This window comes from Bacillus sp. FSL K6-2944 (genome assembly GCF_038005385.1).
Taxonomy (GTDB): Bacteria; Bacillota; Bacilli; order Bacillales; family Bacillaceae_G; genus Bacillus_A; species Bacillus_A cereus.
In genome coordinates this window covers 38,667-51,801 of the sequence record NZ_JBBOTE010000001.1, presented here as the reverse complement: position 1 = coordinate 51,801, position 13,135 = coordinate 38,667, and the positions used below count along the sequence as shown (strand labels likewise).

The following is a 13,135-nucleotide window of genomic DNA, read 5'->3' as shown; positions in this document are numbered from 1 at the left end:
TTTAGTTCACCCTTTCTAATTTTTCGTTGCTTGCTACAATTAATAAGTTTAATTTGGCTAATGCTTTTCCAGAGTCAATGCTATGTGCCGCGAGTTTAATTCCTTCTTCAATCGTTTCCGTTTTTCCATTTGCGAAAAGAGCTAGACCTGCATTTAATAAAACGGTATCGCGATAAACACTCTTTTCTCCGCTCAATACTTCAAGCGTAATCTTTGCATTTTCTTTTGAATTCCCTCCTCTAATCTCTTCATTTTTCACTCTTGAAAAACCATACTTTTCTGGATCAATACTCATTTCTACTATTTCATTATCTTTTAAAATGACAACATGATTCTCTCCTTGTAATGATGCTTCATCTAAAAATCCACTTCCGTTTACGACAAGCGCTTGTTTTCTTCCCAGCTTCTGTAATACTTGCGCAACTGGTAGTAACATATCTCGTTTATAAATGCCGACAAATTGTGTTTCTAAATTTACCGGATTTGTTAAAGGACCAATTAAATTAAAGATCGTCGGCACGTTTAACTCTTTTCTTATTTTCATAATGCGCGTTAGTGCTGGATGCATCGCTGGTGCAAATAAAAATGCAATGCCCACATGCTCTAGTAAATAATCAATTTCGCTTGGCGTACTGCTAATATTTACACCTAATTCTTCTAATAAGTCCGCACTTCCTGTTTTACTAGAAACAGCACGATTACCATGTTTTGCAACCTTTACGCCAGCTCCTGCCAGTACAAATGCCGATGTTGTACTAATATTAAACGTTTGAGCACCGTCACCACCCGTTCCGCAATTGTCCATCGCTCCTTGTATATGGTTCGAAAATGGTAGTGCCTTTTCGCGAAGAGCTCGAACAAGGCCGTATATTTCTTCTGCAGTTTCACCTTTCGCTTTCAGTAAGACTAAAAAAGCTGCAATTTCACTTTCCAATATGTTTTCATTTAATAAAAGAAGCCCTGCTCTATACATTTCCTCTTCTGTTAAATGTTTCCCCTCCACTAATTTACGAAGATAGCTATTCATACTCTTTCCTCCTCCTTCACTTCTGTTAAAAAGGCACGTATTAACTTTCCGCCTTCTTCTGTCGCGATTGATTCCGGATGAAACTGTAATCCGAATAGCGGATAATAATTGTGACGAACTGCCATAATTTCTCCATCGTCCATCGCTGTCGCTAGTATGTCAAAACACTCTGGCAAGCTCGTTTGCGCTGCAACAAGGGAATGGTAGCGCATCGCTGTTAACGGCTGTGTAACGTATGAAAAAATTGACGTTCCATTATGTTTCACGCGTGATGTTTTCCCATGTTTAATACGTTCTGCTCTAACAATGTCTCCTCCAAATGCTGATATAATCGCCTGATGACCAAGGCAAATACCTAATATGGGAACGTTCTTATAAAAATGACGAATCACTTCGATACAAATACCAGCATCCTCTGGTTTTCCTGGTCCTGGTGAAAGCACAATTCCTGTTGGATTCATCTCTTCTAGCTGTTCTATCGTTATTTGATCATTTCTTACGACTACAATATCTTCTTCGTATTCACCTAACAGTTGATACAAGTTATAAGTAAATGAATCATAATTATCAATTAGTACAATCATTTCATTACCTCCAATAGTGCTCTCGCTTTATTTAACGTTTCTTCATATTCAGCTACTGGGTCTGAATCATAAACAATTCCCGCTCCTGCCTGAACGTATGCTTTTTCATCCTTTACGACCATCGTTCGAATAGCGAGCGCCATATCAAGATTTCCTGAAAAACTAACGTATCCAACTGCACCCGCGTATACATTTCTTTTTTCATTCTCTAGCTCATTTATAATTTCCATCGCTCTAATTTTCGGAGCCCCAGAAACCGTTCCTGCTGGTAGGCAATACGCTAATGCATCAAATCCGCTCATTTGTTTTCGCAATGTTCCGTAAACTTCAGATACAATGTGCATAACGTGAGAGTATTTTTCTACTTTCATATATTTATCTATCGTAACCGAGCCGATTTCGCTCACTCTACCAATATCGTTTCGCCCAAGATCTACAAGCATCATATGCTCTGCTCGCTCTTTCTCATTGTCTAACAGTTCTTTTGCGATTTCCTCATCTTCCCTCTTCGTTTTCCCTCTCGGTCTTGTACCAGCAATTGGATTCGTCATTACTTTATCCTCCCTTACTGATAGCAAACTTTCCGGCGAAGAACCGAGTACAACATAATCTTGAAAATCGATATAGAACATATATGGTGATGGATTTGCAATTCGAAGTTTTCGGTATAACGCGAATGGATCACCAATACATTCACTTTGTAAACGCTGTGACAGTACGACTTGGAATATGTCTCCGGCTCTTATATGTTCTTTCGCCATTTCTACCATCCCACAAAACTCTTTTTCCGTTATAGAAGAAGTAAATGATAATGGGGATTGTATTGTATTTACTTCAGCTTCTTCTCCTTGTAGCACTTCCTCTTTGTATACTCGTAGCCTTTCGTATACTTCTTCATAATCTGCTGAATCATCTTGCCTGCATACATATACAAACGACAACTTTTGGCGTAAATGATCGTAAACGATAAACTCACGATATAGTAAAAGGTGTACTTCCGGAATATTTAATGGGTCGTGTAAATCCGCTCCAATGTTTTCATACTGCCGAATGACATCATATCCAATATACCCAACTGCTCCTCCGCAAAATGGAAATGGACTGTCTACTTGTGATGGTGCGATTACTTCTTCTAACACTTGCAGTACATTACCTTGTAACTTTTCTACCCGGCCGTAAATCGTTCGTTCCACTTCCGTACCAACGCTTTTCACTTCTCCATAAGGATTACATCCCAAGTAAGAATAACGCCCTTTATCTTGATGAAGCTGTGAACTTTCTAATAAGAATTTCTGCTTCCCTTTCATACGTCTATATAAAGAAATTGGCGTAATGCTATCTCCTTCTTCTTCAGTGATTACTAAAAATGTCTTTCTCTCTCTTTTTTGTTTTATAAATTCTTCTTTCGTCATCATGTCCTTCACCTCGCCCTGAAAAATAAAAAAATCCTCTACATATCGAAAATATGTAGAGGACGATAAATATACCGCGGTACCACCTCGTGTTGGATGCAAAAGCATCCCGCTTTGTTCAGGTACAAAATTTATACCTTATCCTTGTAACGGCGGAACCCGGGTTGCCTACTGAAAATAATTGTTCAGCATACCTCTCGTAAGCCCATTCCGTATATGGCACCGTACCGGGCTCCCACCTATTCCCGGCTCTCTGTAACGTCTCCAATATACGTACTCTTCTTACTTAAACGATTTCACTTATTTAATTTTTTATACACAAAAAGGGAGTACTCATCCTATAGAAAGGACGGGTACTCCCGTGGTGCCACCTTAATTCGTTACAAATGTAACGCACTTTACCGTATCAAAAACAATACGTGTCTCTTGTATCGATGAGATCATGTCGCCAAAGCCTACTTCTTTCGTTTCGGTTTGGAAGCTCCGAAGCCCATTCCACATCAATTCCATACTGATTCGCACCAACCATCAGCTCTCTGACATGTTCATCATGTGTACTCTTCTTCATCAACGCTTGCATTTTTTTAAGTTGCACTCATTATAGACCTAACTTTTTTCACAAGTCAATACTTTTTCAAAAATTTTATTTTTCTTTCCTTTCAATATTATATTGACAAAACAACCTCTTTTTATGTAAATATAATAAATACTCTATTAAAAATAAGGTTTTTTGTATGAATATTATATATTAAAAAATTAAAATGACATCAAAAAACGCTTACATTTCTGAAAATTCATATTTCTATATGGATTTTTCAGAATAATCATGATAGATTATAAAGTGAAACTTTAATCAGTGGGGGTGTGCATCCCCACTGATTATTAGTTGAATCAATCAGGTATTAACGCATCAAAAGACATGACAAAAGGAAGGGGAACTTCATGAGTACGCAGATGTTAACTTTAACTTCAATCTCTATTTACATGCTCGGGATGTTAGTAATCGGCTATTTCGCCTATAAACGAACGTCCAACTTAACAGATTATATGCTTGGCGGGCGTACACTAGGACCCGCAGTAACGGCATTAAGTGCTGGAGCATCCGATATGAGTGGTTGGCTTTTAATGGGATTACCAGGTGCAATGTTTAGCGTTGGATTAAGTAGTAGTTGGATTGCGATCGGCCTAACACTAGGCGCATACGCAAACTGGCTTTATGTTGCTCCTCGCTTACGTACCTACTCAGAAATTGCAAATAACTCTATTACTATTCCAGAATTTTTGGAACACCGTTTCCACGACAAATCTCATATGCTACGTTTAGTATCTGGACTTGTTATTATGATTTTCTTTACTTTCTATGTAGCTTCAGGATTAGTTTCAGGCGCTGTATTATTTGAAAATTCATTTGGTATGAACTACCACGTTGGATTATTCATTGTTGCAGGCGTTGTTGTAGCTTACACATTATTTGGTGGGTTCTTAGCAGTAAGTTGGACAGACTTCGTGCAAGGAATCATTATGGTAGTCGCTCTTATTCTTGTTCCTATCGTAACAATTATGAATTCGAATGGACTTGGACCTGCATTTGATACAATCCGCTCTGTAGATCCAACACGTTTAGATATTTTTAAAGGGGCCTCTACTTTAGGAATGATTTCTTTATTCGCATGGGGGCTTGGTTATGTTGGACAACCTCATATTATCGTACGCTTTATGGCGATTTCGTCCGTAAAAGAATTGAAAAGCGCACGAAGAATTGGTATGAGCTGGATGATTTTCTCTGTTGTCGGAGCTATGTTTACTGGTCTTATCGGTATTGCTTACTATTCACAACAAGAGTTAACATTATCTAACCCAGAAACAATTTTCCTTGAACTAGGAAAAATTTTATTCCATCCACTTATTACTGGATTCTTATTAGCCGCTATTTTAGCAGCGATTATGAGTACAATCTCATCTCAGTTACTTGTTACTTCAAGTGCAGTAACGGAAGACTTATATCGCACATTCTTTAAACGCTCTGCCTCTGATAAAGAGCTTGTATTTGTCGGTCGTATGGCTGTACTTGTTATTGCATTAGTTGGATGCGCTTTAGCGTTTAAACAAAATGATACAATTTTAGCTCTTGTTGGATACGCTTGGGCTGGGTTCGGTTCTTCATTTGGACCTGCTATTTTATTAAGCTTATATTGGAAACGTATGACGAAATGGGGCGCACTTGCCGGTATGATTTCTGGTGCCGCTACTGTTATTATCTGGACTCAATTCAAATTCTTAAAAGATTTCTTATATGAAATGATTCCAGGTTTCGCTATTAGTTTACTAGCCATCGTAATTGTTAGTTTACTAACACAACCTTCAAAAGAAGTTGAAGAGCAATTTGAGGATTTCGAAAAACAACATCGTCATAATTTATAAAAAAATCTCTGCTGTTATCGTAACAGCAGAGATTTTTTACAGTTCGACAATCTTCTTATCAAATTTAACAAATTCTTTATGTTTCGTTAAATTTAACATAACACTACTCCTTTATAGTATGAGTATCAGCACTTATACAGAAAGGGGACTCCAACATGTTAGCAGCTTTCCAGCAACAACAAACACGAAAATTTTCACCTATCACAAATACTTCTGCGTCTTGTTTAAACATGCAACCTAATCCGCCTAAAATTTCAATTGCTCCTTCTGTTATTTCAGTCATCGGTGTTCATATGGAAAAACATAAATTAAAAATAAAAACGGGACAAAACATTGTGTTAGGAGCTTCTACTTTGCCAATACAAGCAACGAATAAAGAGCTTATTTGGTCAAATATGAATTCTGATATCATCACCATATATCCAAAAGGTGACACCGTGACGATTACTGGAAAAAGTGCAGGTAAAGCAGTCGTAATTGTCACAACTGCTGAAGGCAAATTCCGTGACCTATGTGTCATTCACGTACAACCTTATATGACAAACCCAAAGTAAAAGAGTGGCTTCGTAGCCACTCTTTTACTTTGTTTCAATATTTGAGTTTTTACTTTTTACAAGGTTAATAAATTGTTCTTTATTTCTTGGAGAAATAATTTCTGTTTTTATGTGTATCGTAAACAATTTCAAGTCGTTCAAATGATAATGCATGAGCTACTATTGGATTTTTCGTATTTGAAATTTGTTTTATATCTCGTATAAATATACGTTTTGTAACGAGACCCGATCTAATCGTAATTGTTTCTTTCCCGGCAATATATTTTGCCAAAAATCAACTCCAACTAAACAACATTGCTAATGGAATTGTAAAAAGCAAAAGGAAATATTCTCTCCCTGCAAATATAGGAGCAAAACAGGCGCCTACAACAATAAAAAAAATTGGATGTAACCATACATCTTTTTTTGATGGAAATTCCATTTTCCTCCCCCTTCTACACCCGTATTTCTATAAAACAAAAAGAGAAGTATCACAACTTCTCTTTTCTCCCCTAACACTATAATTCCTGTGTATACACCGGCTCGTTTACGACATTTTTTGCTGTACGTTTTTGTTGCTGCAGTAAGAAAACAGATACACCAAACAATACGAGCATGCTACCGATAATTTGCATTGCATTTAATTTTTCTCCAAGTAAGAAGAACGCAAGTATAGATGCTCCAACAGGTTCTCCTAAAATACTCATTGAAATTGTCGTTGCATTTACATAATTTAATAGCCAGTTATTAATTACATGTGACACTGTTGGCACAATTGCAAGTAAAAGAAAAACAGTCCAATCCCACCTCGTATAACCTGTAAAGGGAACTTGTAATATGACATTATAAATCCCCATAAAAAGACCTGCGAACGCAAAGACTGTAAAGCTATAAATCCAGTGCGATACTTTCTTCACTGTCGTTTGCCCGATAAATAAATAACCGACAACCGCTATTACACTTAGAAAGGATAATATGTCACCATAAATTGCTTGCTTACTTAAACCTAAATCTCCCCAACCAATGCACATTACTCCTAAAATAGCGATTCCCATCGTTGCAATGGCTGAATATGTTGTTCTTTCTTTAAATAGAAAAAAACCTCCAACTAAAGATACGATTGGTTGAAGCGCCAAAATAATTGTTGAACTAGCAACTGTTGTATGCTTTAAAGATTCAAACCATAAAAGAAAATGAAGTGCTAAAAAGAAACCAGATCCAATTAAAAAGCCCCAATCTTTCATTTGAATCCTATTAAATTCCTCTCTTTTTTTCCATACGATAGGCAGCATAATAAGTACGATAATCCATAAGCGGTACATACTTAATATTGAAGATGGTGCTGAGGACATCTTTACAAAAACTGCTGCAAAGGAAATGGCAATTATAGAAATAGCCAATGGTAGTGCGATTGATTTTTCTTGTTTCAAATCCTGTCTCCCCTCTCACCTGTCAAAAATCCCACTTCATTATATCCGTTTTCTTTCGTAACTTAAATACTAATTTTTTAGATTCTTCGTACCATTATGGTAAAATAGAAATTAAGGCACCAATTAGTGAATATTTCTTTCCTTTTCACTACAAGCGTCGCTCTTACAATCGTTACAGTAAATTTTTATTTAGGGGGATCTACATGAGTCAAACAATAGGGAGAATTGAAGAAATTTCATTTTATAGCGCATCACTTCAAGAAGATGTTACACTTCTCGTTTATTTACCAGTAAATTACACACCACTGCACAAACATACAGTTGTAATTGCACAAGATGGTAGAGATTATTTTCAGCTCGGTAAAGCGCACCGTGTAATTGAGCGCCTTCGTGAAACCGAAGAAATTGACCGTACAATTATTGTCGGTATTCCATATAAAAATGTACATGATCGTAAAGAAAAATATTTCCCAAATGAAGTGAAAAATGCTGCATATATTCGTTTCCTTGCTCATGAACTTGCACCATATATTGATGAAAATTATCCAACGTATCAAATGGGAAAAGGTCGTGTTTTAATTGGTGATTCTCTTGGCGGAACAGTTTCCTTTATGACTGCACTTATGTATCCGCATACATTCGGTAAAGTCGTTATGCAATCACCATTTGTGGATGAGACAGTGATGAACTTAGCAAAAGAATTCAAAGATCCACAGGCGTTAGAACTGTATCACGTCATCGGTACAGAAGAAACGGCTGTAAAGCGTACTGATGGACAAGTATCTGATTTCGTAGGGCCGAACCGTGAGTTAAATACGCTTCTTACAGATAGAAACTTCATCACGCATTACGAGGAATTTGAAGGCAATCATACTTGGAAATATTGGCAGACTGATTTACCGAAAGCCTTCTCTCATATTCTATCAATGAAATAATAGAGAGCAGTATTCAGAATAATTTGATATAATAGATAAAGAGATTTATTTATCTCAAAATCTAACTAGACTTACAAAGGGAGGAATTGGAACATGAAATTAGGCATTGTAATTTTTCCATCTAAAATGATTCAAGATAAAGCGAACGGATTGCGTAAACGTTATGACCCGCACTACGCATTAGTTCCGCCACATATTACATTGAAAACACCCTTTGAGGCGCAAGATGAACAATTAGAGTCGATTGTAAACGAGTTACATACAATCGCAAGTAAAACGAACCCTTTCACCCTTCATGTTGGGAAAGTTGGTTCTTTCGCACCTGTTAATAACGTCCTTTACTTTAAAGTAGAAAAAACACCTGAACTTACTTTCTTAAATGAAGAAATGCATAGCGGGTTATTCACGCAAGAACGCGAATATGCTTTCGTACCTCATTTAACAATCGGACAAGGCTTATCAGATGCAGAGCATGCTGATGTGTTGGGCCGATTACGTATGAAAGATTTCTATTACGAACAGCCAATTGATCGTTTCCATCTTCTATATCAATTAGAAAATGGAACATGGACTGTACACGAAACATTCCGTCTTGGAAAGGGGAACAACTAATTTGCACGCACAGATTGTACAAACGGACGAACAACTAAGAGATGCATTCTCTGTACGTAAACAAGTGTTTGTAAATGAACAACGTGTCTCTGCTGAAGAAGAGTACGATGAGTTTGAAGAAACTTCAACACACGTTGTTATATATGACAATGATGTTCCAGTTGGTGCTGGACGTTTTCGCATCCTTGATGGTATAGGAAAAATGGAACGCATTTGCGTGCTAAATTCCCATCGCAAAAAAGGGATTGGAAAAATTGTTATGGATTCTCTTGAAGCGTATGCAAAAGAAAATTCGCTACCAAAATTGAAACTTCACGCTCAAACACATGCTGAAGATTTCTATAAAAAACTTGGATATGTAACAAGTTCTGATGTATTTATGGAAGCAAATATCCCGCACGTCGTAATGATAAAAAAATTGTAATTTGAAAACAGGAGGTAACCCCTCCTGTTTTTTTACATTGCTATTTTCTTTTTCTTCCGCTAAAGTTAAATGTTGATGCTATAGTTTTGAAGGTGAACATATGACACAAGAAAAATTTTCACAAAAATCGTTAACACACGCTGATATTCCGCGTGCGACATATCATATTCCGAAAACATCTACCCATTTAATTATGGAAGAAGATGTAGATGCGGCTTATTTCCGCGCTCTTGAACAACAAAATGTTTTTTTAAACGAAAAACAATTAGAAGCCGTGCGCACAACAGAAGGTCCTGTTCTTACACTAGCTGGTGCTGGAAGCGGGAAAACATCTGTTTTAACAACTCGCGTTGGTTATTTAGTAAATGTAAAACAAGTTCATCCACGAAATATTTTATTACTTACATTTACACAAAAAGCAGCTGAAGAAATCCGAAGTCGTGTTGCGAAGTTACCAGGTATGAATCATGCAGCAAGTAGCTACGTTGTTGCTGGTACATTTCACTCTGTTTTCTTAAAATTGCTTCGTAGTCAAGGTTATAATCAGCAAATTTTAGCAAATGAAAAACATAAACAAATTATGATAAAGAAAATCTTAAAAGAATTGCGTTTAAAAGACGATTATGATGCGGAAACGATGCTCGCGATGATTTCACTTGAGAAAAACAAATTAAATCGTCCGAAAGATGTAAAAGCGAAAACACCAGTGGAACAAGAATTTAAAGAAGTATATGAACGTTTTGAAGAGGTAAAACAACGATACAATTATATTGATTTCGATGACATCTTATTGGAAACATATTACATGTTAGAAAATAATGCTCCTTTACTAACTCAATTACAACAACGTTTTCACTACATTGAAGTAGATGAGTTTCAAGATACATCCTATGCACAATATGAAATTGTAAAATTGTTAGCCACGCCAAGAAATAATTTGTTCATCGCAGGTGATGATGATCAAGCAATTTATGGCTGGCGAGGGGCAAGTCACCAAATTATTTTATCTTTTCCAAAAGAATTTGATAACACAACAATCATTGCACTAAATACGAATTATCGATCCAATCCCTTTATCGTCGGGCTTGGAAATGAAGTTATAAAATTAAATCAAGAACGTTTTGATAAAGAGCTATACTCCGTTCGTGAAGAAGGTGTACAACCTTTTTATGCAAGACCTGCTACGACTCTTGATGAAGCAAATCAAATTTTGCAGCTCATTCAAGAAAAAGTAGATAGCGGTGACCGAAACTATAAAGATTTTTGTTTACTGTATCGCACACATTCTGTAAGTCGTTCGTTACTTGATCAGCTTACCATTCATAAAGTCCCGTTTATTAAACACGGGGCGAGCCAATCATTTTATGAACATTCTTTAATCAAGCCTGTATTAGATCATTTAAGACTCGTGATTGAGCCGTTTCGACTAGAATCACTTTCAAACATATTGCCGACGATGTATATCGGACGTGATGATTGTATTTCATTTATTGAACGTGAACAATGGAAATATGGTGAGGGTCGCTTCCCTTCTCTTCTTCATTTCTTACTATTAAACCCAAGCTTAAAACCTTTTCAAGTGAAAAAGGTAAATGAGCGCATCGATTTTATTAAGTTTATTAAAGAATTAGAACCGAAAAAAGCATTAAAAGAAATCATTCATGGTAAAGGAAAATATTTAGAATACTTACAAAGTAACGATCGTTCTTCCTTTACGATGCATAAAGACATACAAGAAGAAATGTTGGAAGAATTAATGGAGTCTGCAACTCGTTTCACCGATATTCCAGCTTATTTACAATTTATCGACGAGGCGATTCAAGGTCAAAAAGAAATGGAAGCATTAAAAACAATGCCGCAAAAAGATGCCGTTTCACTTATGTCAATCCATAACGCAAAAGGCCTTGAATTTCCATGTGTCTTTTTACTTGGAGCGAGTGATGGAATCCTGCCCCACACTTCTTCTTTAAAAGATGCAAATGATCGTGTTACGGAAACTTCTGAAGCGTTAGAAGAAGAACGCCGATTACTGTATGTCGCCATTACACGTGCGAAAGAAGAACTTTATATTTCTTCTCCGCAATTTTTCAGAGGAAAGAAATTAGATATATCTCGTTTTTTATATACTGTGCGAAAAGATTTACCTGAAAAGACATCCACTAAATAAGGATGTCTTTTTTTTATATCACGTTATGTACATCCCTCCTATATAAATTCCTTGTTTTTATCGTGAGAATTAACGTAATATCAGCCATATTCCACTCATATTGTAATAGTGTATGTCAGAACTCACGAGAAGGAGTGAACATAATGAGCTGCAATTGTAATGAAGATCATCAACATGAGTGTGATTTCAACTGTGTATCGAATGTTGTTCGTTTTATACATGAACTACAAGAATGTGCAACGACAACATGTGGATCTGGTTGCGAAGTTCCATTTTTAGGTGCACATAACAATGCATCAGTAGCGAATACACGTCCTTTTATTTTATACACAAAAACTGGAGAACCTTTTGAAGCATTTGCACCATCTTCAAGCCTTACTAGCTGCAGATCTCCCATTTTCCGCGTAGAAAGTATAGATGATGATGACTGTGCTGTATTGCGTGTATTAACTGTAGTTTTAGGTGATGGTACCGCTGTACCACCTGGTGACGACCCAATCTGTACGTTTTTAGCTGTACCAAATGCAAGACTAATATCAACCTCCACTTGCATTACTGTTGATTTAAGTTGCTTCTGCGCTATTCAATGCTTACGCGATGTTTCTATTTAAAACTAAATAATGAGTTAAGCATGGATTGGGTGGCAGATAATTCTGCCACCCAATCCATGCTTAAAGAGTATTCTTATGTAAATTTCTTAAAATTGGGAACTTGTCTAGAACATAGAACCTGTCCTTTTCATTAACTGAAAGTAGAAACAGATAAAGGAGTGAAAAACATGTTCTCTTCTGATTGCGAATTTACTAAAATCGATTGCGAGGCGAAGCCAGCTAGTACACTACCTGCCTTTGGTTTTGCTTTCAACGCGTCTGCACCTCAGTTTGCTTCACTATTTACACCACTATTATTACCTAGCGTAAGTCCAAACCCAAATATTACTGTTCCTGTAATAAATGATACAGTAAGTGTCGGAGATGGCATTCGAATTCTACGAGCTGGTATTTATCAAATCAGTTATACATTAACAATTAGTCTTGATAACTCACCTGTTGCACCAGAAGCTGGTCGTTTCTTCTTATCATTAAATACACCAGCTAACATTATTCCTGGATCAGGTACAGCAGTTCGTTCTAACGTTATTGGTACTGGTGAAGTAGACGTATCCAGCGGTGTTATTCTTATTAACTTAAATCCTGGTGACTTAATTCAAATTGTGCCAGTTCAGTTAATTGGAACTGTAGACATTCGTGCTGCAGCATTAACAGTTGCACAAATTAGCTAGTAAAAAGCGGTATTTCTAATACAGAAATACCGCTTTTTATATATAATAAAAAACACTCACAGTAGCATGAGTGTTTCATTCTTCATATTGTTTTATTGTGTTCTTCTTTTTCCCACAATTGCATCCCTTTTTCTTCACAAATCCTTGTTGTTGTAATTGTTCTTGATATGCCTGTTGTTGTGCTTGGTGTTGTTGCTGTATATGATACCACTGCTGCAGGTCATATGAATTTTGCCTTGGATTATTGCTCACAGCAAACATCTCCTCTACTGTCAATTCTGTCTATTTACTATATGAACAACTCTTTA

At 36.6% G+C, this 13,135-nt stretch carries 13 protein-coding genes, 1 pseudogene and 2 other annotated features; of the genes and pseudogenes, 8 read left to right on the top strand and 6 right to left on the bottom strand.

Annotated features, from left to right (window positions below; all coding sequences use genetic code 11):
* Position 1 precedes the first annotated feature (1 nt).
* Genes trpD through trpE form a run of 3 tightly spaced genes read right to left on the bottom strand, consistent with a single transcriptional unit; the run spans position 2 to position 3,026 of the window.
* On the bottom strand, positions 2-1,027 hold the full coding sequence (trpD, locus tag MHH55_RS00260; RefSeq protein WP_001089853.1) for an anthranilate phosphoribosyltransferase: 1,026 nt from the start codon (positions 1,025-1,027) through the stop codon (positions 2-4).
* On the bottom strand, positions 1,024-1,611 hold the full coding sequence (locus MHH55_RS00255) for an aminodeoxychorismate/anthranilate synthase component II (protein ID WP_000636337.1): 588 nt from the start codon (positions 1,609-1,611) through the stop codon (positions 1,024-1,026). Before MHH55_RS00255 ends, trpD begins: the two co-directional genes overlap by 4 nt.
* Positions 1,608-3,026, bottom strand: coding sequence for an anthranilate synthase component I (gene trpE / locus MHH55_RS00250; RefSeq protein WP_139362403.1), 1,419 nt, complete (start codon positions 3,024-3,026; stop codon positions 1,608-1,610). Before trpE ends, MHH55_RS00255 begins: the two co-directional genes overlap by 4 nt.
* Positions 3,027-3,078: 52 nt before the next feature.
* Positions 3,079-3,323 (bottom strand) — a binding site (T-box leader).
* A 42-nt stretch (positions 3,324-3,365) separates the two neighbouring features.
* Positions 3,366-3,603, bottom strand: a binding site (T-box leader).
* Between the two features lie 362 nt (positions 3,604-3,965).
* Between trpE and putP the strand changes: the two genes are divergently transcribed.
* Positions 3,966-5,444 carry a sodium/proline symporter PutP gene (gene putP, locus MHH55_RS00245; protein WP_000107210.1) on the top strand — a complete coding sequence of 493 codons (1,479 nt, stop codon included), beginning with the start codon at positions 3,966-3,968 and terminating at the stop codon, positions 5,442-5,444.
* 155 nt (positions 5,445-5,599) lie between these two features.
* A complete protein-coding gene (locus tag MHH55_RS00240; protein WP_000878732.1) occupies positions 5,600-5,998 on the top strand; it encodes an Ig-like domain-containing protein in 399 nt (132 codons plus the stop codon).
* Between the two features lie 24 nt (positions 5,999-6,022).
* Here MHH55_RS00240 and MHH55_RS00235 read toward each other — a convergent pair.
* Together MHH55_RS00235 and MHH55_RS00230 are read right to left on the bottom strand one after the other, a co-directional pair.
* Positions 6,023-6,419 (bottom strand): annotated as a pseudogene (locus tag MHH55_RS00235) (PH domain-containing protein).
* A gap of 76 nt (positions 6,420-6,495) precedes the next feature.
* Complete coding sequence (locus tag MHH55_RS00230; protein WP_000806943.1) at positions 6,496-7,407, bottom strand: DMT family transporter; 912 nt, start codon at positions 7,405-7,407, stop codon at positions 6,496-6,498.
* 203 nt (positions 7,408-7,610) lie between these two features.
* On the opposite strand from MHH55_RS00230, the gene MHH55_RS00225 reads away from it, so the two are divergent.
* The 6 genes from MHH55_RS00225 to exsF all read left to right on the top strand — a co-directional run bounded on the left by MHH55_RS00225 (position 7,611) and on the right by exsF (position 12,827).
* On the top strand, positions 7,611-8,342 hold the full coding sequence (locus tag MHH55_RS00225) for an alpha/beta hydrolase (protein ID WP_000084013.1): 732 nt from the start codon (positions 7,611-7,613) through the stop codon (positions 8,340-8,342).
* A 93-nt stretch (positions 8,343-8,435) separates the two neighbouring features.
* The gene (locus MHH55_RS00220) at positions 8,436-8,954 is read left to right on the top strand and encodes a YjcG family protein (protein ID WP_000765863.1); all 519 of its coding nucleotides are present in this window, start codon (positions 8,436-8,438) and stop codon (positions 8,952-8,954) included.
* Position 8,955: 1 nt separating this feature from the next.
* Positions 8,956-9,378, top strand: coding sequence for a GNAT family N-acetyltransferase (locus MHH55_RS00215; RefSeq protein WP_000543296.1), 423 nt, complete (start codon positions 8,956-8,958; stop codon positions 9,376-9,378).
* 100 nt (positions 9,379-9,478) lie between these two features.
* Entirely contained in the window at positions 9,479-11,545 is a 2,067-nt protein-coding gene (locus MHH55_RS00210) for an ATP-dependent helicase (RefSeq protein ID WP_000191200.1), read from the top strand.
* Positions 11,546-11,688: 143 nt separating this feature from the next.
* Positions 11,689-12,156: a spore coat protein CotY gene (cotY, locus tag MHH55_RS00205; RefSeq protein WP_001277719.1), complete on the top strand. Its 468-nt coding sequence runs from the start codon at positions 11,689-11,691 to the stop codon at positions 12,154-12,156.
* A gap of 167 nt (positions 12,157-12,323) precedes the next feature.
* The gene (gene exsF, locus MHH55_RS00200; protein WP_000492939.1) at positions 12,324-12,827 is read left to right on the top strand and encodes an exosporium protein ExsF; all 504 of its coding nucleotides are present in this window, start codon (positions 12,324-12,326) and stop codon (positions 12,825-12,827) included.
* A gap of 75 nt (positions 12,828-12,902) precedes the next feature.
* Here exsF and MHH55_RS00195 read toward each other — a convergent pair whose 3' ends face one another.
* A complete protein-coding gene (locus MHH55_RS00195) occupies positions 12,903-13,088 on the bottom strand; it encodes a hypothetical protein (RefSeq protein ID WP_029948404.1) in 186 nt (61 codons plus the stop codon).
* Between the last annotated feature and the right edge of the window lie 47 nt (positions 13,089-13,135).

Bases quoted from the DNA above. Each gene is read 5' to 3' on its own strand.
- trpD (WP_001089853.1), bottom strand. From the start codon at position 1,027: ATGAATAGCTATCTTCGTAAATTAGTGGAGGGGAAACATTTAACAGAA.
- MHH55_RS00255 (WP_000636337.1), bottom strand. From the start codon at position 1,611: ATGATTGTACTAATTGATAATTATGATTCATTTACTTATAACTTGTAT.
- trpE (WP_139362403.1), bottom strand. From the start codon at position 3,026: ATGATGACGAAAGAAGAATTTATAAAACAAAAAAGAGAGAGAAAGACA.
- putP (WP_000107210.1), top strand. From the start codon at position 3,966: ATGAGTACGCAGATGTTAACTTTAACTTCAATCTCTATTTACATGCTC.
- MHH55_RS00240 (WP_000878732.1), top strand. From the start codon at position 5,600: ATGTTAGCAGCTTTCCAGCAACAACAAACACGAAAATTTTCACCTATC.
- MHH55_RS00225 (WP_000084013.1), top strand. From the start codon at position 7,611: ATGAGTCAAACAATAGGGAGAATTGAAGAAATTTCATTTTATAGCGCA.
- MHH55_RS00220 (WP_000765863.1), top strand. From the start codon at position 8,436: ATGAAATTAGGCATTGTAATTTTTCCATCTAAAATGATTCAAGATAAA.
- MHH55_RS00210 (WP_000191200.1), top strand. From the start codon at position 9,479: ATGACACAAGAAAAATTTTCACAAAAATCGTTAACACACGCTGATATT.
- cotY (WP_001277719.1), top strand. From the start codon at position 11,689: ATGAGCTGCAATTGTAATGAAGATCATCAACATGAGTGTGATTTCAAC.
- exsF (WP_000492939.1), top strand. From the start codon at position 12,324: ATGTTCTCTTCTGATTGCGAATTTACTAAAATCGATTGCGAGGCGAAG.
- MHH55_RS00195 (WP_029948404.1), bottom strand. From the start codon at position 13,088: ATGTTTGCTGTGAGCAATAATCCAAGGCAAAATTCATATGACCTGCAG.